This is a genomic window from Virgibacillus kimchii, assembly GCF_055379185.1.
Map to the genome: position 1 here is coordinate 1,483,135 of NZ_AP043951.1, position 19,554 is coordinate 1,502,688.

At 41.5% G+C, this 19,554-nt stretch carries 20 protein-coding genes; 7 read left to right on the plus strand and 13 right to left on the minus strand.

What is annotated here, in order from left to right; translation table 11 throughout:
* Positions 1 to 910: 910 nt before the first annotated feature.
* Genes ACZ42C_RS07600 through ACZ42C_RS07610 form a run of 3 tightly spaced genes read left to right on the plus strand, consistent with a single transcriptional unit; the run spans position 911 to position 3,515 of the window.
* On the plus strand, positions 911 to 1,897 hold the full coding sequence (locus ACZ42C_RS07600; protein ID WP_461182426.1) for an ABC transporter substrate-binding protein: 987 nt from the start codon (positions 911 to 913) through the stop codon (positions 1,895 to 1,897).
* A gap of 12 nt (positions 1,898 to 1,909) precedes the next feature.
* On the plus strand, positions 1,910 to 2,725 hold the full coding sequence (locus ACZ42C_RS07605) for an ABC transporter ATP-binding protein (RefSeq protein WP_461182427.1): 816 nt from the start codon (positions 1,910 to 1,912) through the stop codon (positions 2,723 to 2,725).
* Positions 2,709 to 3,515 (plus strand): ABC transporter permease, encoded by an 807-nt coding sequence (locus ACZ42C_RS07610; protein ID WP_461182428.1) that lies wholly within the window; start codon positions 2,709 to 2,711, stop codon positions 3,513 to 3,515. The genes ACZ42C_RS07605 and ACZ42C_RS07610 overlap by 17 nt, the downstream gene beginning before the upstream one ends.
* Positions 3,516 to 3,548: 33 nt before the next feature.
* Here the strand turns inward: ACZ42C_RS07610 and ytkD are convergent, their stop codons facing one another.
* Both ytkD and ACZ42C_RS07620 read right to left on the minus strand, forming a co-directional pair.
* On the minus strand, positions 3,549 to 4,019 hold the full coding sequence (gene ytkD / locus ACZ42C_RS07615) for an RNA deprotection pyrophosphohydrolase (RefSeq protein ID WP_461182429.1): 471 nt from the start codon (positions 4,017 to 4,019) through the stop codon (positions 3,549 to 3,551).
* 20 nt (positions 4,020 to 4,039) lie between these two features.
* Entirely contained in the window at positions 4,040 to 4,579 is a 540-nt protein-coding gene (locus ACZ42C_RS07620) for a hypothetical protein (RefSeq protein WP_461182430.1), read from the minus strand.
* Between the two features lie 206 nt (positions 4,580 to 4,785).
* Between ACZ42C_RS07620 and ACZ42C_RS07625 the strand changes: the two genes are divergently transcribed.
* A complete protein-coding gene (locus ACZ42C_RS07625) occupies positions 4,786 to 5,673 on the plus strand; it encodes a cation diffusion facilitator family transporter (protein WP_461182431.1) in 888 nt (295 codons plus the stop codon).
* Positions 5,674 to 5,939: 266 nt separating this feature from the next.
* Here the strand turns inward: ACZ42C_RS07625 and ACZ42C_RS07630 are convergent, their stop codons facing one another.
* The gene (locus ACZ42C_RS07630) at positions 5,940 to 6,260 is read right to left on the minus strand and encodes a hydrolase (RefSeq protein ID WP_461182432.1); all 321 of its coding nucleotides are present in this window, start codon (positions 6,258 to 6,260) and stop codon (positions 5,940 to 5,942) included.
* Between the two features lie 213 nt (positions 6,261 to 6,473).
* A complete protein-coding gene (locus tag ACZ42C_RS07635; protein ID WP_461182433.1) occupies positions 6,474 to 6,977 on the minus strand; it encodes a GNAT family N-acetyltransferase in 504 nt (167 codons plus the stop codon).
* A 520-nt stretch (positions 6,978 to 7,497) separates the two neighbouring features.
* Between ACZ42C_RS07635 and ACZ42C_RS07640 the strand changes: the two genes are divergently transcribed.
* A complete protein-coding gene (locus tag ACZ42C_RS07640; protein ID WP_461182434.1) occupies positions 7,498 to 8,403 on the plus strand; it encodes a nuclease-related domain-containing protein in 906 nt (301 codons plus the stop codon).
* Between the two features lie 75 nt (positions 8,404 to 8,478).
* On the opposite strand, the gene ACZ42C_RS07645 is transcribed toward ACZ42C_RS07640, so the two are convergent.
* The 4 genes from ACZ42C_RS07645 to ACZ42C_RS07660 all read right to left on the minus strand — a co-directional run bounded on the left by ACZ42C_RS07645 (position 8,479) and on the right by ACZ42C_RS07660 (position 11,276).
* Positions 8,479 to 8,637: a hypothetical protein gene (locus ACZ42C_RS07645; RefSeq protein ID WP_461182435.1), complete on the minus strand. Its 159-nt coding sequence runs from the start codon at positions 8,635 to 8,637 to the stop codon at positions 8,479 to 8,481.
* 22 nt (positions 8,638 to 8,659) lie between these two features.
* Complete coding sequence (locus ACZ42C_RS07650; protein ID WP_461182436.1) at positions 8,660 to 8,953, minus strand: hypothetical protein; 294 nt, start codon at positions 8,951 to 8,953, stop codon at positions 8,660 to 8,662.
* A 327-nt stretch (positions 8,954 to 9,280) separates the two neighbouring features.
* On the minus strand, positions 9,281 to 10,474 hold the full coding sequence (locus tag ACZ42C_RS07655; RefSeq protein WP_461182437.1) for an ornithine--oxo-acid transaminase: 1,194 nt from the start codon (positions 10,472 to 10,474) through the stop codon (positions 9,281 to 9,283).
* A gap of 298 nt (positions 10,475 to 10,772) precedes the next feature.
* A complete protein-coding gene (locus ACZ42C_RS07660) occupies positions 10,773 to 11,276 on the minus strand; it encodes a CarD family transcriptional regulator (RefSeq protein ID WP_461182438.1) in 504 nt (167 codons plus the stop codon).
* A 144-nt stretch (positions 11,277 to 11,420) separates the two neighbouring features.
* Between ACZ42C_RS07660 and ACZ42C_RS07665 the strand changes: the two genes are divergently transcribed.
* Both ACZ42C_RS07665 and ACZ42C_RS07670 read left to right on the plus strand, forming a co-directional pair.
* Positions 11,421 to 11,849: a MarR family winged helix-turn-helix transcriptional regulator gene (locus tag ACZ42C_RS07665; RefSeq protein WP_461182439.1), complete on the plus strand. Its 429-nt coding sequence runs from the start codon at positions 11,421 to 11,423 to the stop codon at positions 11,847 to 11,849.
* Positions 11,850 to 11,948: 99 nt separating this feature from the next.
* Positions 11,949 to 12,956, plus strand: a complete 1,008-nt coding sequence (locus ACZ42C_RS07670; RefSeq protein WP_461182440.1) for a DUF3231 family protein — start codon at positions 11,949 to 11,951, stop codon at positions 12,954 to 12,956.
* Between the two features lie 57 nt (positions 12,957 to 13,013).
* Here the strand turns inward: ACZ42C_RS07670 and ACZ42C_RS07675 are convergent, their stop codons facing one another.
* The 5 genes from ACZ42C_RS07675 to ACZ42C_RS07695 form a co-directional block, all read right to left on the minus strand.
* Complete coding sequence (locus ACZ42C_RS07675) at positions 13,014 to 14,468, minus strand: o-succinylbenzoate--CoA ligase (protein ID WP_461182441.1); 1,455 nt, start codon at positions 14,466 to 14,468, stop codon at positions 13,014 to 13,016.
* A 114-nt stretch (positions 14,469 to 14,582) separates the two neighbouring features.
* The gene (menB, locus tag ACZ42C_RS07680) at positions 14,583 to 15,401 is read right to left on the minus strand and encodes a 1,4-dihydroxy-2-naphthoyl-CoA synthase (RefSeq protein ID WP_461182442.1); all 819 of its coding nucleotides are present in this window, start codon (positions 15,399 to 15,401) and stop codon (positions 14,583 to 14,585) included.
* Positions 15,402 to 15,412: 11 nt separating this feature from the next.
* Entirely contained in the window at positions 15,413 to 16,225 is an 813-nt protein-coding gene (gene menH / locus ACZ42C_RS07685; RefSeq protein ID WP_461182443.1) for a 2-succinyl-6-hydroxy-2,4-cyclohexadiene-1-carboxylate synthase, read from the minus strand.
* Positions 16,226 to 16,229: 4 nt separating this feature from the next.
* On the minus strand, positions 16,230 to 17,972 hold the full coding sequence (menD, locus tag ACZ42C_RS07690) for a 2-succinyl-5-enolpyruvyl-6-hydroxy-3-cyclohexene-1-carboxylic-acid synthase (protein ID WP_461182444.1): 1,743 nt from the start codon (positions 17,970 to 17,972) through the stop codon (positions 16,230 to 16,232).
* 1 nt (position 17,973) lies between these two features.
* Positions 17,974 to 19,359 carry an isochorismate synthase gene (locus tag ACZ42C_RS07695; protein WP_461182445.1) on the minus strand — a complete coding sequence of 462 codons (1,386 nt, stop codon included), beginning with the start codon at positions 19,357 to 19,359 and terminating at the stop codon, positions 17,974 to 17,976.
* Between the last annotated feature and the right edge of the window lie 195 nt (positions 19,360 to 19,554).

The following is a 19,554-nucleotide window of genomic DNA, read 5'->3' on the forward strand; positions in this document are numbered from 1 at the left end:
CGGAGATTTTTATAAATTTTTCATAGAGTAAAGTTCTTCATGAGAGAGGAGATTCTTACTTCAACTATATTCTTGCGTATTGTCCTTCATGGGGTAGGCGGCATGCCCCAGATGCCATGGATGATGGACTTTTTGTGTGACTATTCAACTGCATTTTGTCCTTCATTCACGGGATGAAGATCTTTTCAAGGCTCATTCAACTGGATTTTGTCCTTCATACACACGATGAAGATCTTTTCTGGGCTCATCCAACTGCATTTTGTCCTTCATACACACGATGAAGATCTTTTCTGGGCTCATCCAACTGCATTTTGTCCTTCATGCTCACGATGAAGATCTTTTCAAGGCTCATCCAACTCGGTTTTGTCCTTCATACACACGATGAAGATCTTTTCAGGACTCATCCAACTGGAATTTGTTCTTCATGCTCACGATGAAGATCTTTTCTGGGCTCATCCAACTGCATTTTGTCCTTCATTCACACGATGAAGATCTTTTCTGGGCTCATCCAACTGCATTTTGTCCTTCATTCACACGATGAAGATCTTTTCAAGGCTCATTCAACTGGATTTTGTCCTTCATACACACGATGAAGGACTAGCCGCGTTCATTCGGATCAGTTTTGTTCTTCACCCAAACGATGATGGACTTATTTAGCCACACCACACTCTGAAACCCCATTAAGGTAATGAAACTATTTGGTCCTTCATCAACGTTCTTCATGATTTGCCAACATCAAGCCACCCCTTATATTTCACCTTTCAAAGTAATGAACAGCACCCAAAAATCACGCCGGATTTCCAGCACATTCGTTCAAACCCTCCCCCTGTCCCTAGGCATTCACACATTTATATCACGTGCATAAACTGGGATGTAATCAATAACACCTAATACAGAAAGGAACGAAAGTATGAGAAACTATATTGTTATCTTCTTTCTCGGTATTGTCCTATTTCTTTCTGCTTGTCAGTCCGGGAGTGAAACAACATCGATTGATCTGGCGGAAGTAACGCGATCTGTATTTTATGCACCGCAATATGTCGCCTTGGAAGAAGGTTTCTTTGAAGAGGAAGGGTTGGATGTGGAATTGCAGACAACTTGGGGCGGTGACACCACCATGACAACGCTGTTATCCGATGGCGTGGATATTGCCCTGGTCGGCTCGGAAACGTCGATCTATGTGTATGCGCAGGACTCCAGAGACTACGCCATTAATTTTGCCCAGCTCACCCAAACGGATGGCACATTCCTTGTTGCCAAGGAACCTAAGCCGGACTTCACATGGGATGATCTTAAAGACAGTAAATTCCTTGGCCAGCGGGTAGGCGGCATGCCGCAGATGGTTGGTGAATATGTGCTGAAAAATCATGACATTGATCCACATCAGGATTTGGATCTGCAGCAGAACATTGATTTTGCCAATATCCCGGGCGCTTTTCAAACCGGGGATGCAGAATACGTACAGCTCTTTGAGCCAACTGCCAGCACCTTTGAAAAAGATGGAGATGGCCATATAATCGCTTCCTTCGGTGAGGAGTCAGGGAAAGTCCCTTATACCGTCTTTATGGCAAAACAGAGCATGATAGATGAAGATCAGGAAACGATTGAAAAATTTACTCGCGCTATTTTTAAAGCACAACAATGGGTACAGGAAAACAGTGCAGAAACCATTGCCGAATCCATCCACCCCTACTTTGAAGATACGGAAGTGGAAATGCTTGCTGCATCCATTGACAGGTACAAAGAACAGGACTCTTTTTCCCCAACCCCATTAATGGAAGAAGAGGCATGGGAAAACTTAAAAGATATTATGGATGAAGCTGGGGAACTGCCGGAAGATGTGCCGTATGAAGAGCTCGTTAATAAAGAAATAGCCGAGGATGTTATCAACAACTAAGGAGGGGATTTCGTGTCATTTTTACAATTAGCACATGTATCCCATCATTATTTTTCCAAAAAAGGATTTACAAAGGCGTTGGATGATGTATCACTATCCATCCGGGAAGGGGAATTCATCTCCCTGTTGGGTCCAAGCGGCTGCGGGAAATCAACGATACTATCCATTATTGCTGGTATTATGAAACAAACTTCAGGCAAAGTGCTTCTCCAAAATCAGCCCATCCAAGATTCGGACACGGTGATTGGATATATGCTGCAGCAGGATTATTTATTTCCTTGGAAAACAATTATTGACAATGTACTGCTCGGACCTAAAATTTCCAAAACACTTGGAGATGATTCCCAGGAAATGGCCAATAAACTGCTGGAAGAAGTTGGTCTCCCCGATGTCGCGAATAACTATCCAGGCTCGCTTTCCGGAGGGATGCGCCAGCGGGTTGCCTTAGTCCGCACTTTAATCAATGACCCGAAAATATTACTTCTGGATGAACCATTTTCCGCCCTGGATTACCAAACAAAACTGAAACTGGAAGAACTCGTTTCCCAGCTATTAAAAACATACAACAAAACAACTATTCTGGTAACTCATGATATCGGAGAGGCAATCGCCATGAGTGATAAAATTTTTGTCATGGATGCCAACCCGGGCACAATCTCGAAAACGTTTAATGTGCCCATCGAATTGCGAAACGAGACACCTTTTTATGTCAGGCGTCATCCTAAATTTCAAATTTTGTTTGATAAGATTTGGAAAGAACTGGAGAACGAAGAAAATGACCCGGTAACTGAAAAGGTGGTGAACACAAATAATGACATCCAAAAATGATCAGCAGCTTTTTCAGGAATATAAAAACTCGTTAAAAAAAGAGAAAAGGATTGTCATCAGCTGGCAAATTGCGATTCTCATCGGCTTTATTGTCTTATGGGAGAGCGCCAGCAGGCTGTATTGGATTGACCCGCTTATATTCAGTTCTCCCACGCAGGTTTTTAACGTCATTATTTCAAGCCTCAGCGAAGGATCCATGCTGACCCATGTGCAAATAACACTGTTTGAGACTATTGCAGGCTTTTTCATTGGAACAATCGGCGGAATTATCATTGCGATTTCGCTCTGGTCATCAAAGCGGTTTGCCAAAATTATGGACCCCTACCTGGTCATTCTCAATGCCATGCCGAAAGTAGCCCTTGGTCCGATCCTGATTGTTGCACTCGGAACCGGCTATATATCCATTATTACGATGGGAGCAATTATATGTATCATCATTACAACATTGGTCGTTTACTCTGCCTTTAATGAAGTGGATCCCAATTATGAGAAAGTACTTATCAGTTTTGGAGCAACAAGGTGGCAATCCTTTAAAGAAGCTATATTCCCGGCTACACTTCCTGCCATGATTTCGACGTTAAAAGTAAATGTTGGCCTTTCCTGGGTAGGCGTCATAGTTGGCGAATTTCTCGTAGCAAAAAACGGACTCGGTTATTTAATTATCTATGGATTCCAGGTGTTTGATTTTTCTCTCGTTCTGTCCAGCCTTGTGCTGATCGCCATCTTTGCTGCCATCATGTATAAAATGGTGGAAAGATTAGAAGGCTGGCTTATGAAGCATTCCACTTAAAAAACTCGCCTGCTAAAAATGAGCAGGCGAGTTTTACAGATCATTTTCATCAATAAAACGCAAACTGTATTTCAACACATTATCTTTCATTAGAAAACTATACACTCCCAGGTTTTTAACATTTTTGGGAATTTTTTTTAAAAGGTGAGGTCCATTTGTTTCATGGTAGGTGTCTTTCACCTCAAGCGTATCAACAATCGCATAGTACACATTCTTCACAACTGCCTGTCTCTTTCCGTCAACAAAATACTGGCCAATGTAGCGAATATGATTGACCAGTCCACCGGTTTCCTCTTCCACCTCACGGATGGCAGCCTGCTCTGCAGTTTCGCCTTCTTCCACTTTACCGCCGGGGAATTCCAATCCTCTTTCTTTATGATTGGTTAAAAGCCACTTGTTTTTATATCTGCAAATCACCCATACGTGTTTAGGCTCTTTTGAAAATGGATGATCCTCAAACGATAGTTTTACCTGGTTATTATAATAGTCTGTAAACGTGAACATCGTGTCAACTGCCTTTTGCATCAATACAAATGTTTGATTTCAGTAATTTTCCATTCGTTCTCATAAGTAAATTCTATTTCTATGCTGTACGCTCCATACATTTCCAAAAAATTGTCCTGTACAAGCTTCACTTTATTTTCCTCTAATTGAATCATATCATACTCATTCTCTTCCATAAACCAGGAAGGTGCTTCCGTCGGCAGAATATACATGCCATCCTGCTTTTCATGGAAATAATATTCCACGTACGGCTTGGCAACTTCTTTTACTGCAATCTCTTCAAATGCCTCCAATAGCTCCTCTTTTGACTCGTAATTCAGCACCATGTGCTTTTCATCAATATCCTGTAAAATTAAATCCATAAACCGATCTGTCATCCGTACTATCTGCTCATGTTCCAATGGTTTTATTTCAGTTTCCTGTTCATCCTGGTTGATGGAATTTTCGGCAACGACTTGTCTTAATTCATTGTCGTATGTATACGATATAAATAATATGATAATCATTGCAGGAACCAGAAAATACATAGCATGCTGTTTCTTATAATGTATTTTTTTCATTTGATGACTCCTCCTGTGGGTCTTTGATGACTTGTCTTTATGCCTATTCCTTTTTACCCGGATAGATAAACATTGCCTGGAGAAAAATATGATGGGCAGGTGATGATTATTACACTGTAAACCAAATATGCACCAATTCCCCATGGACGTTTTTGTTAAAATACTGATAGAATGGAAAGAAGGCAAATTGCAAATGAGGTATTTTCATGAATGATCGATTTCAAAAAGCCCAGTTCGCTTCCATCCTGGGTATTGTGGCGAATTTGGTATTGGCAGTAATCAAAGGCATTGGAGGTGTGATGGGGAATAGTCGAGCTTTAATAGCGGATGCATTTCACTCTGCATCAGATGTAATCAGCTCCATTGCCGTTTTGGTTGGGATCAGGGCAGCGCAAAAACCACCCGATTCCGAGCATCCATATGGTCACGGCAAAGCAGAAAATATTGCTACTCTCATTGTATCCTTTTTGCTCGTTGTGATTGGTTTTGAAATTTTGATGGATGCCGTCTCCGCCATTTGGTCAAATACACAGAGCTATACAAGCATAGTCGCTTTATATATCGTTCTTTTTTCCATTTTCGTGAAAGAAGCACTTTTTCAATATAAAAAACGTTTAGGAAAAAAAATCAATAGCCCGGCCATCATTGCAGATGCCTGGCATCACCGTACAGATGCCATTTCTTCTGTGATTGCACTTGCCGGGATTGGGCTTTCCATCTGGGGAGCCAATTATAACATTCCATACTTGCAATATTTGGACCCCCTGGCAGGTGCCATTATTGCAGTCATTATTATATGGATGGGCTTCAGCCTTGGTAAGGAGGCTGTGAAAATCTCTCTGGAAATAGTGCTGGATGAGGAAGAAACAAAGAAATTCATTGATACAGTGAATAGCATTGAAGGTGTAAAAAGAATTGATTCCCTCCATGCACGCTCTCACGGGTCCTACGTCATCATTGATACGAAAATCAGTGTCGATTCGCAAATAACGGTAGATGAAGGGCATGATATTGCAAAAAATGTAAAAGAAGCATTAATAAGCGGTCATGAAGAAACACAGGATGTGTACGTCCATGTGAATCCATATCATTGATGTCCTGAGCAAAGCTTGAAACAGTTGCTGCACTGTGGCTGCTCCCGCCTCTCTGTTTTTTCCGGCGGGGGCTCAGGGATGACCTGTTTTAATGTTGTCTCAGTAGAAAATTTATACCACATCTTTCCGTCTACTAATATACAGCTCTCATGATCACAGGTGTTGCGCCCAGCAGCCCACCCGATAAACGAAACTTAAGAAGTGTGGTGCTTAAATCAACCAAGTCACCACACTCTTTTTATACCTATAGCCGTAATCATTTCATTTTACAAAGGGTCGGTACCCAATACACCTATTTCTTCAATATGCCTTTTCACATTTTCGTCGCCTAAATCGTACAGCATCTGATATGCCTCTGTCAGTTCACTGTCATAACGGTCATTTGATTTGTCATTATGGTATGGCATGATCGGTACATGAGCTCGCCAAAATGAATACCATCCCGCTCCATGCATATTCTCCATTTTGGAGCGTAATAATAAGATTTCGTCATTTGTTGCATGAATGGTAAACTCATCATTATTTCCAAATCTAATTTGGGAAATTTCTCCGGAACCAAGATTGACATAATACTTCTTTCTTTTCAAATCCAACACCTCCTGGTAATAATTTGGCTCAATATACCTAAAAGCATGTATGAATTTAAGCTAGTTGAAAATTTGGTACTGCCTATAATTAATGTAAATGGAAATAAAGATGCTCATAATGTACAGAAAGGGAACCTGCACTAAAGTGGATCCATATTGACAATCGGTTGATTCGCATTCATTATATGCATAAGCCGTGTAAATTCATTCAACCTATATGTTTCTCAAATACCGCAGAGATACCTGCTTCTCATTCGTATCCGTATATGTAACCTGTTGATGCTGATACACAAAACCTCTTGCTTCATAGAAAGGAATGCCCCGCTGGTTGTCCTCCTGCACCGACACCCATTGCATTTTTGCACCTTGGATCTGTTGTTCTTTCGTAATTTTTTCAAGAAGCAGCCTGCCAATGCCTTTATAGCGATATGTTTCATCCACATAAAGAACAAATATTTCTCCTGTGTATTTTTCTGTGATACTTCCCCCAATAACCCCTACAACTTTTTTATCATCAAGTGCGACATACGAGTATATGTCCTCAAGAATATCATTATATACCCTGCCATGGTTGTACCAAAAATCTATATTCTTCTTCTGATATTCCTTACTCAGTTTTCCTTCCACCGTCTGCTTCCAGCCGGCTGCACAGACGCCGGCAATGCCCTCTGTATGTTTTATGTCCGGTTTCACTATTGATATATCCAATTTTCTCACCCCTTTTTATACCTTCCACTGTCCCAGCCAAAACTTTATACCCGTCCGGACAGCATCTCTTACGCCCCAATCTTATTAACGGGATACTGTTACGATTTCTCCGTTGTCAGATTTCATGAATAATACAGCAGCCTCCAACTTATCCATTTCTTTCTTTGGTGGGTCTGGCTCATCAGCCGTATGGAGCAGATTTGTAGTCCCCTCTCCAACTGAGAAAAAAGCCATACGCTTATCGTTAAAGGATTTGCTTAAGTTTTAATACATGTTTATAAAACTGCAAGGTCCTTTGCAATTCCATCACTTGAACAATACTCGTCTTTAACCTTAAATTCAACCTGTAATAGCACTTCTTTTACACGGCGTCAATTTACTATCTGGCAAAAAGAATTGGTGTTACCATTTGTCTTTTTCAGCGTAATTGGCATTAATTTTATTGTGAGCCGAAAAATTATTAGTTAATTCTCTTTATTTAATTATTAAAATATATTAAGCTTATATAAACATAGAAAGGATGTAGTTGATGATTTACAAACCTCGAACTAAACCCAAAAAATTAATAATCCTCGAGTTACTAAACCAGAGAATGGATCTAAGCAGCAAGGACAAGCAGTATTATTTTAGCCTGAAAAAAGGTTATGAGGGAGAGATGCTATTTGATACATTTACGGAAAAACTTCAATGCGACTGCTTAATATTAAATGATCTCTTACTCGAAGTGAGTAACACTACCTTCCAAATTGATACACTAATCATTATGCAGGAAAAGATTTACTTTTATGAAGTTAAATATCATGAGGGTGATTACTACTATGAAAAAGACAAATTGTATAAAAAACCGAGAAAAGAAGTGATCAACCCGCTGCACCAATTGAGCAGAGCAGATTCTTTGCTGCGACAGTTACTCCTAAGCCTTGGCTCCAATCCTCAAATAGATGCTTCTGTTCTTTTCATCAATCCCAAATTCACCTTATACCAAGCACCTATGGACAAGCCATTTATTCTTCCAACCCAGATCCACAGTTATATGGAAAGCTTAAATACAATTCCATCAAAATTAACAGGAAATCATAAGAAACTTGCAGAACGATTGTTGGCTTTGCATAAAACCGAATCACAATATAGCAAATTGCCGTACTACGATTTTAATCAATTGCGAAAGGGCATTGCATGTGCAAGGTGTCAGTCATTATCTGTTACAGTGGTGAAAAGCAAATGTATTTGTTGTAAATGCGGCTTTGAAGAGTTAGTAACAAACGCTGTATTAAGAAGTATAAAGGAATTTCAGATTCTATTCCCGAATAAGAGGCTTACGACAAATATAATTCATGATTGGTGCACGGTAGTCAAGTCAAAACAGAGGATAAGAAGAATACTAAGTAATAATTACAAAATTGTAGGCGTTCATCAGTGGGCTTATTATGTTTAACTTTGTCTTTAACTTCCAGGAAATTTTAAAATAAGGCTGTTATTTTGCTATTCCGGCTTATTTGATCTTTATTACCTAGATGAGCATCATTTTTATGCTTACTCCAGCTTTTCTGAACTTCAGCAACTTCTTGAAGGTCATTTTTTCGCTCGGCCCTGCTTTTCTGAACTTCAGCAACTTCTTGAAGGTCATTTTTTCGCTCGGCCCTGCTTTTCTGAACTTCAGCAACTTCATGAAGATCACTTTTTCGCTCTGCCTAACTTTTTTTGATCTTCAGCGACTTCTTGAAGATCATTCTTACGTTCTTCCCTGCTTTTCTGAACTTCAGCAACTGCATGAAGATCATTTTTTCGCTCTGCCCTGCTTTTCTGAACTTCAGCGACTTCTTGAAGATCATTTTTACGCTCTGCCTTGCTTTTCTGAACTTCAGCGACTTCTTGAAGATCATTTTTTCGCTCTGCTCTGCTTTTCTGAACTTCAGCAACTTCATGAAGATCACTTTTTCGCTCGGCCCTGCTTTTCTGAACTTCAGCAACTTCATGAAGATCATTTTTACGCTCGACCTAACTCTTTTTGAACTTCAGCAACTTCTTGAAGATCATTTTTACGCTCGGCCCTGCTTTTTTTGAACTTCAGCGACTTCTTGAAGATCATTTTTACGCTCGACCTAACTCTTTTTGAACTTCAGCGACTTCTTGAAGATCATTTTTACGCTCGTCCCTGCTTTTTTTGAACTTCAGCGACTTCTTGAAGATCTTTTTAATGACTCATTCACTTATATCGAAGAAGTACTCCCTTCGCATCACCTCTTCAAAACAAATTTAAAAGAGGATGGAACTGCTTCACTAGTCCATCCTCTTTCCATTTCAATATGATTTTATTTCGACAATACTTTTCTCACCTTTTCCATTGCCCAATCAATTTCTTCTTTGGAAATCACCAGTGGCGGAGCAAAACGGATGGTATTCTCATGTGTCTCTTTACATAACACGCCTTCTTCTTTTAGTTCTTCACAATACTTGCGGACAGGATGATTGAACTCTACACCGATGAACATACCACGTGCTCGAATTTCCTTTAATTCAGGGTTATCGATTTTCTGGAGCTCATTTACGAAATACTCCCCCATCTCCAGCGATTTTTCCACCAGATTTTCCTCTTCAATCACATCAAGCGCAGCTAATGAGACGGCGCATGCCAATGGGTTTCCCCCAAAAGTAGATCCGTGGGAACCAGGTGTGAAAACGTCCATAATATTTTTATTCGCTGCTATGGCAGATACCGGGAATACACCGCCGCCCAGCGCTTTGCCCATCACATAAATATCAGGGACCACATCTTCCCATTCGCACGCAAACATTTTACCTGTACGTGCTAAACCTGTTTGCACTTCATCCGCAATGAATAATACATTGTTTTCATCACAAATTTGACGGATTTCTTTTAAATACCCTTCCGGTGGTATGATAATGCCGGCTTCACCCTGGATCGGTTCCACGATGACAGCTGCTGTGTTGGGTGTAATAGCTTCTCTAATGGCTTCAATATTGCCATATTCCACTTTATTTATATTTGGTACAAATGGGCCGTAGTCCGTTGTTGCATCTGGATCATTGGATAAGGATATTGCATTTAACGTTCTGCCGTGAAAGTTTCCTTTAGCCGCAATGACTTCAGCTTTATTATCCTCCACACCTTTCACCTGATATGCCCAGCGGCGGGCAGCTTTAATCGCAGTTTCCACAGCCTCGACACCTGTGTTCATCGGCAATACTTTGTCTTTGCCTGTAAGTTCTGCAACTCTTTTTGTCCATGGTCCAAGCACTTTATTGTGGAACGCACGGGAAGTAAGCGTTACCTTACCAGCCTGGTCCTCCAGCGCTGCAATTATTTTCGGATGGCGGTGCCCCTGGTTTACTGCAGAGTAGGCACTGAGCATATCCATGTATTTATTTCCTTCAGGGTCCTTTACCCACACTCCTTCAGCTTCCTCCACTACAATTGGCAGGGGATGATAGTTGTGTGCACCGTATTGCTCTGTTTGTTCAATGATTTCCTTCGTTGTTGCCATTATTATTCCTCCCTTAATTACTTAAAATTTCCGCAGCAGTTCTGTTTCTCTTTTATGTAGAAAATAGAACATTGTTGCAGTTAACTACTATTATTTTCTCACTATACTATATATAATAGCAAAAATCATGCAGGGAAAGGAGTATTTATAAAAATATTGTCTTATTATTCATTTATTGATAAAAAAATGTTGTATACTATTAAAAATAAAAATAGCCGGATAATGATCCAGCCATTTTTCACTAACCTATTATCTTGTTAATAAATAAAAATCTCAGATGAAAATGGGTTAAAATAAGTTATACTGCTTTTTTCTTAATCATACTGTACACTTGTTCAGCTATTTCTTCCCGCGGTTTATTCAATGTAACAGCCAGTTCCTGAAATAAAATAGTCTGAATCGATTCCAACAGCTTTCGATCCTGTTCGGAAAGTCTTTTTTTATCTTTACTGGCCTCATTTACTTTTCTCATTAACGTATTGGCCACTTTTGAAATATCTGTGCGCTCCCCTGTTTTGACAATACTGCTGTACTTCTTGTACCGGTCTCTTGCATCCTCGACCCAGGCTATACCATCCATTTGGAAAGATTGCAATATCTTTTGCGCTTCCTCTTTTCCCATAAGCGGCTGCATATTTTTCTCCCCAAGTTTTTTAGGAATGCTGATTGTCAGATTGGTGTCTTCAACCGGGTGCATCACATAGTAAGTTCTAGTCACACCACCAACCTTTTTTTCAGAGATATCTTCAATCTCACATAAGCCATGCGTCGAATATATAATCAAATCTCCAACTTTAAACATTTGCCTGGCTCCTTCTACTATTGTATTGTCAACTTGGTTTACAACACCAGTATAACCGTTTTCAAGAATTTTGTCAACTTGGTTGACAAACAGGAAGCGGTTATATATAGTATATTCCGTAATTAGGTTACAGGGGGGAAACGGATGAGTTTTGATATAAAAGATCTGGATCTATTTGATGTTCTAAGTGAGCGTCATATGCAACTTAGAAAGATAACAGAACAGCTGTGGAATGATAATAGTGATATTCAACTTTCCAATTCAGAGTGGTACATAATGGCCAGAATATATAAAAAGAAGGCTAGCATCGCTTATGTTTCAAAAAACGTTGATATTACAAGGCAGGCTACACATAAATTTATTAAGAATCTTGAAGCAAAAGGACTGGTGGAAACCAGTGATGCCAAACATAATAAAAAAGCTAAATGCATTCAGTTAACAACACTTGGAGAAGCTTGTTACGAAAAAAATAAGATGCTGAAAGCCGGTTTGGAGGAAGAAATCGCCGGGCGTATAGGTAATGAGCAGTTGCAGTTACTGAAAAATATATTAAAAGAAGACTGGGGGATATAAATACTCTTAGGGAGATCAACGCTTCTGTTAAAAATCACTGAATAATATATCTACCGCCGGGCATAAATAAGCAATATGTTTTAAACGGGAGGGAATGTAATGGAAGATAAAACGAATATTCATCTTACGTCAGCAGAAATGTCCGGGTTATGGTCCCAGTATTTAAGTGATTCATTAGCTGTTTGTGTCAATAGTTATTTCTATGAAAAAGCAGAAGATGAAGCTGTTAGAGCCGTAATCGCACAGGTACTCAAGTCCTCCGAAGAAAACATTCTCATTCTGGAAGACTTATTTAAAAAAGAAGATTTCCCAATACCAACAGGGTTTACAGAAGAGGATGTAAATCCCAAAGCCCCGAAGCTTTTTACAGATACCTTTTTTTTGGTTTACCTTAACCAAATGGCACAACTTGCCATGACAGCCGGCAGCTTTTCAGCCGGTACAGCTACAAGACCGGACATTTTTCGCTTCCAGAAACGCGTTATAGAAAAGGGCATTGAATTGAAGCGCATTACCTTGGAATTGATGTTACGACAGGGAACTTATGTAAGACCTCCTTTTATATCTGTACCTGACAAAACAGATTTTGTTAAGAAGCAACAATTTTTAAATGGCTTTTTTGGAGATAAAAGAGCTGTTACAGGTGTAGAGATTACCCATTTATTTGTAAATACAAATGTAAATTCGGTTGGAAAAGCTTTGATCACTGGCTTTGCACAAACTGCTGAAAATGAAGATGTAAAGAATTATTTTTTAAGAGGGAAAAAGCTATCACAGAAGTATATAGATATTTTCAGTGATTTTTTAAGAAAGGAAGATCTACCTGCTCCGATGAGTTGGGACGGAGAAATTCTGGATTCCACTGATAAGGTCTTTTCAGACAAACTTATGATGTATAACGTCTCCTCGATGACTGCTGCCGGGATCGGAAATTTTGGCATGGGTTTGGCCGCAAGTCAGAGAAGGGATATAGGGCTGCGTTATGCTTCTTTGATACCGGAAGTTGCCTTCTATGCCGAAGATGGAGCAAATATCATGATTAAACACGGCTGGCTGGAAGAGGCTCCGCAGGCGGATGACCGTGATGCACTTATCAAGAAAAAATAATTACTGTGCAGCAGCAGGAGCTGAAACCCAAATACAGGGTAACAGCTCTTTTCATGTTCACTGTACTAATTGCCATAATTGATTCCGCACAAGCTTATTTGCAGCATTCCTTGGCAGCTCATCCACAAAATAAACGATAACAGGAACTTTGTAATCGGCAAGTTTGGTTTTAGCGTAATGAAGTACATCCGCTTCAGTCAATAGTTTATCGTCTTTTACAATAAACGCCGCCGGAACCTTCCCCCATGTGGCATTCTCTTTCCCTGTTACGCCAGCCTCTTTTATACCCTCCATGCCTGCCAGTACACTTTCAATCTCCGATGGATACACATTTTCTCCCCCGGAGATGATTAAATCTTTCCGTCGGTCTACAACATATAAGAAACCATCTTCGTCTGTATACCCCAAGTCACCTGTTGCCAGCCAGCCATCCTGAAATGCCTTGGAATTGGCATCTTCTTTTTTATAATACCCGGTTGTGACCATGGGGCCTTTGACCAGAATTTCTCCTACGCCATCCTCTCCGGGATTTTTAATTTTCAGCTGTGCCGGAAAGAGGGGTTTTCCTGCTGACCCGAGTTTATTAAGTGCATCTGCAGCGCTTAATGTAATGATTTGTGAAGCAGTTTCTGTCATGCCGAATGACTGAAAAACAGGTACATTTTTCTCCTTCGCTTGATCCAGCAGCGTTTTTGGTGCTGGTCCTCCTCCGAGCAGCATACAACGAAAGGAAGCTGGATACCGTTGTTCTTCCAACTGCCTCATCAGCTTCTCAAGCATGACTGTGACGACGGAAACAATGGTGACGTTCCGCCTCATGATCGCTTCCTGTACCACCTGCTCCTCGAATTTTTTCAAAAGATAAACCGGCATGCCGTACACAACACTGCGAATCAAAATTGATAAGCCGCTCACGTGAAAAATAGGCAATGCAGCAAGCCATTTATCCTTTTCAGAAAGCCCAAGATTCAGAAGGGAGCCTATAGCACTCCACCAATGGTTGCCATATGTATGAATAACGCCTTTGGGGAACCCGGTCGTACCTGATGTGTACATGATGGTAAAAGGCTCGTTTAATGTGATTTCAGTTTTAAGCCGCACCTGTTTTTTTTCTTGCAGCCGATCTATTTCTGTAAAAGTATTCACCGTCTGTACGTTCAAGGCCTTTCCTTTTTCTTTCATATCACCATTTGTCAATAAAACAGACACATCGGCATCTTTCACTTGGAAATTCAGCTCGTGCTTCGTTAATCTCGTATTCAGCAATACGACAACAGCGCCAAGATAACTGAGAGCGTGGATGGCAATTACCATCGATAATTCGTTGGAAGACAAAATACCGACATGACTGTTTTTACCCACACCCAGTGATGCAAGTTTTTTCGCAAATTGCTGACTTTCCTCCTTTAACTGCTTAAATGTGATTATATTACCATCCGGAACTTCCACCGCTGTTTGATCCGGTGAAGTGTCTGCCTGTTTCGTTAACCAATGTGGAATTACATCTTGCATTTTCCCAATCTCCTTCTACGTGTCGGTATAGAAAAAACCTTTGCCTGTGATCGGCCTCATCGCCTAATTTCATGGTGATGAGACGAATCTGCACACAAACAAAGGTTTTTCTTCTTAAGGGAAGCGCGGGAACTTTTTAAAGTCCGGCTTTCTCTTTTCTTTAAATGCATCTCTTCCTTCTTTTGCTTCCTCCGTGGTGTAATAGAGAAGGGTTGCGTCCCCACCCATTTGCTGCAGCCCTGCTAGTCCATCAGTATCTGCATTAAAGGATGCTTTCAGGAAACGTAGTGCTGTTGGAGATTTTTCCAGCATTTCCTCACACCATTGCAATGTTTCTTCTTCCAGCTTTTCCAACGGTACAACCGTGTTCACCAAGCCCATTTCGTAAGCTTCCTCTGCATTATACTGACGGCACAGGTACCAGATTTCCCGGGCACGCTTATGGCCAACCATCCGCGCAAGCAGCCCGGCTCCATAACCGGCATCAAAGCTTCCCACTTTCGGACCTGTCTGACCAAAAATGGCATTATCCGCCGCAATGGTCAAATCGCAAACCACATGTAATACATGGCCACCACCGATCGCATAGCCTGAAACCATAGCAACAACAGGCTTAGGAATTGTACGGATTAACCGCTGCAGGTCCAATACATTTAAACGTGGCACCTGATCATCCCCGACGTAACCGCCATGCCCGCGTACTGATTGGTCTCCACCGGAACAAAATGCCTGATCGCCGGCACCTGTCAAAATAATGACTCCAATGGAAGAATCGTCTCTGGCATCCGCAAATGCATCAATCATCTCATTCACTGTTAAAGGAGTAAACGCGTTTCGCTTCTCCGGACGGTTCATCGTTACCTTTGCAATTCCATTATATTTCTCATAAATAATTTCCTCATAATCTCTTACTTTTTCCCATTGCACTGTCATACTGTTCCTCCTCATATGTATTCGTCATTTTGAAAAATAAATTCTTTTATTATTTTACCAAAAACCTCGGGTTGTTCCACGTGAATTGCATGCCCGGCATCTTCAATAATGTTCAACCTGCTGTGTGGCATACGTTTATGCATCCGTTTATTTATACTCGTAAATTTCTCATCCAACGCCCCCGCTAGTAAAAAGACGGGTATTTTAAATTCAGTCAGCTGATCCCACCAGGATGGCTGGCTTCCCGTCCCCATCGAGCGCAGTGAAGCGGCAAGTCCAGTTTTACTTTGGGCAAGCCGCTCTTTTCGGATGGCGCCTTTTTTATTTGCAGGCAGTCTTTTCTGTGAATGAAATAACGGGATATTCTCCCAAAAATCAACAAACTGATCTATTCCTTCACTCTCGATACGCACTGCAAGCTTTTCATCCCTTGCCTGCCGATCTATTCGCTCCTTTTCAGAAGCGAGACCAGGTGAAGCACTTTCCAAAATCAGAGATTTTACTCTATCCTGATATAGCATCACATAGGATAAAGCTGTTCTTCCTCCCATCGAATAACCAAGCAGATGAAAACTTCCCAGCTTAAGGCGGGAAAATAATTGATCCAAATCCCGGCACGCTTCCTCCATGGAAGTAATATGGGGAGCATCGGTTTTTCCATGTCCGGGAAGATCCACTGTAATGATCTGAAAATCTTTTTTTTCCTCAGTAATGAAGTCGGCCCATGTCTCACCGCTGCCCGTAAAGCCATGCAACATAACAAGAGGTTCTCCGGTCCCATGAATTTCATACCAATACGTATTGCTCCCGATGGATTGATACATCCCCTCACCTCCATTCCGACAGAATTTCCTCTTCAATGGCCTGCCATTTCTCCCGGTGCCAATGGAGGTTTTCCGTCCGATCTGTTTTCACTTCCACTACAGACAGACCTTTATGTTGATAGCTTGTCTTCAATGCTTCTTTTAATTCCTCTTCTGTTTTGGCTTCCGCATATTCTCCTCCGTACATGGAAACTGCATCCCTGAAATCAATATCGAGCGGAGTGCCGAACAACGCCTCAAAATGTTTCGGCTCTTTTGCTTGCGGCAAAAAGGAAAAAATTCCTCCCCCATTATTGTTGATGACTACAATTGTTATGTTCAGCTTATAATGTTTTGCCGCTAAAAGTCCATTCATATCATGGAAAAATGATAAATCCCCAAGGACGAGTGTAACAGGATGACCTGCCGCTGCTGCTCCCAACCCGCTGGAAACCATGCCGTCAATGCCGTTCGCTCCCCGATTGGCTAATACGGAAAGCTTTTTTTCGGTAGAGAGAAAAAATGTGTCCAGATCCCTTACAGCCATACTGTTGCCAACATAAATGGAACTGTTGTCGGGAATTACTTCCATCAAACCTCTAACTGCTTCCCCCTCGGTGATATCCTGTTGATCTTTTTTGAGCAGATGTTTTTTTGCAACCTGATTCATATGCTGCCATTTTGCCAGCCATTCTTCCTGCTTATGTACGGTCTGCTGCGCTGCTTCAAGATCCTCACATAATAGAGAAGCATCAGCAAAAATAAATTCCGTCCGGTTTCCGGCTGGCTCCCTGTACCCGCTGTAATTTTCTACAATGAATTGCTGTACATCCTTATGCTGCTTTACATAGAACAAATAGGCTTTTGAAACAGGCATCGCTCCAAATCTGATGATAACATCCGGTTTCAGCGTTTCACGGATTTCTTCATGGCGAAGCAGTGCATCGTATGATTCAATTATTTCCGCTTTAGCATGGTCTCCACTCCGCAGCTGTGACAAAGGGTCTGCAAGTATCGGCCAGCCCCATTTAGCGGCAAGTTTTGTAAGATGACGGGTAAATGTCTCGTTCACCTGCGGACCGCATACAAAAATTCCTTTTTCTTTATCCTTTAACCGGTCCATCAGACCTTCAAGCTGATCCGGTGATAAACGTTTTTCCCCGTCCATCGCCGGACTGAATGATTTTCCTGCATCGGGACCTCCCCAAATGTTATCCAATGAAAAATCCGGGGATAGTGGTTCGCGAAAAGGAAAATTTAAATGAACCGGTCCGGGGTTCCCTTCACTAGCATTGAAAACAGCCCTTGCTGCTTTGCTTCTCACATAATTTAACATCTCGGGAGTTGCTTCCGGCAGGGCCATTTCATGGAACCATTTGACATATTCCCCGTACAGCTTTATTTGCTCGATTGCCTGTGGTGCGCCGACATCCCTCAGGTCATGCGGCCGGTCGGCAGTAAGAATGACCAACGGCACCCGGCTGTATTTCGCTTCGACAATTGCCGGAAAATAATTGGCTGCTGCTGTCCCGGATGAACATATGAGCGCAACAGGCCGATTCGTTTTCTTGGCCATACCCAGCGCAAAAAACGCCGCCGAACGTTCATCAATAATTACCCATTCCCTGAGGTTTTCATTCTCTGCAACAGGAAGTGCCAGCGGGGTCGACCGGGAACCCGGTGAAATAACTACGTCGGTCAGCCCATTTTTCGTTAATTCATCTATAAAATTTGCTGTGTAGCGTGTTAAAACCTCTGTATGATCCATATTATCCTCCAAATACTGTCAGCATCGGCAAAAATTTAATATTTGTTTCTTCATATTCTTTTTCAGCATCCGAATCCTTTACAATCCCACAACCGGCAAACAGGGATGCTTCATCTCCCTGAATCAACCCGGAACGAATGGCGACAGCAAACTCCCCGTTCCGGTTGCTGTCCAGCCAGCCGACAGGTGCACCATACCAGCCCCGGTCCAACAGCTCATTATCCCTGATAAACTGCAATGATGCTTCCGTCGGTGTTCCACCTAAAGCCGGCGTAGGATGCAGCTCCCCGATAATATCAAAAATACTGTAGCCATCTTTTAAAGTAGCCGTAACCGGTGTATATAAATGCTGCAGATTCTTTAACGGATATAAGACAGGTTCGCCCGGAATATCAACATTGGTACAATACTTTTTCATCCCTTCTTTAATCATCCGGACAACAAAGTCATGCTCCTCCCGATTTTTCGAGTCATGCAGCAAGGAATGGCCAATTTGCTTATCTTCCTCTTTCGTTTTACCTCTTGGAGCCGTACCGGCAAGACAAGTGGACAGAAGATGATCCTGTTCCACTTTGACGAGACGCTCCGGTGTAGCACCTACAAAGCAATCGGATTCTTTTTCAAACGCAAAGACATAGCTGTTCGGCTGCTTGGAAAGCAGCTTTTGCAACACCCTGCTGATATTGGCTTCTTTATTCAGCTTTAGGCGAAGCTCCCTGGCAAGGACAATTTTTTGCGCCTGATTGGATTCAATTTCCTCGGTAGCTTTCATAACGGATTTTTTCCAGGTTTCGGGTTCTATTTCTGTTTTATCCAAAATGAATAAGGGGCCTTCCGGGATGGATCTGTTTGTAAATAACATCTCTTCTGCATTTCTCAGTTCATTGGCAAGCTGAATGGAATGATCGTCTTTATTTACAAGGATATTCATTGTAAAATAATGTTTTCCCTCATAAACGGTAAGCATGTAGGCTGGAATGGCAAATTGGCTTGACTGGTAATGTCTCCATAATTCCGTCTGTTCTTTACGGGGATCAAAGGACATCCCGCCAAGTGTTACGACACCAGTGCCGGGCACTTTTTCCTCCTGAAGAATCATTGCTTCATTACGGATTTTTTCCCACGCTTCCTCTGTCATCCGAAAGCGGTCATGGTTTGCCGTTATTTCGTGGACATTTCCCACACCGGCAATCGTGAATTCATCCACCGTGCTTGTCCAGTATACACGGTCTTTATTCATATATTTGGCAGCTTCAAAAAAATGAAGCGGATCTGTATGTTTTACTTTTTTAGTTATACTTACGAGCTGAAAATTTTCACCGGAGGCAACACGCTTTATTGCCTGATCCAGCAATGCCTCCAACTCTCTTTCATTCAATTCAATCATGTGTATACCTCCAAAATGGCAAACTCCCATTTCTTATTCTATTCTCTTTTTGCCCGATTCTCAAGGAAATCCTATTTGTTCATAATAATTGGAAATAACTAACCAGCAGGAGAAAGGTATTGATGAGACCCCACAGGGAGTCACGCACCTTCATATATTTTTTAACTTTGCCGGTGGAATCTATATTTCCCGACA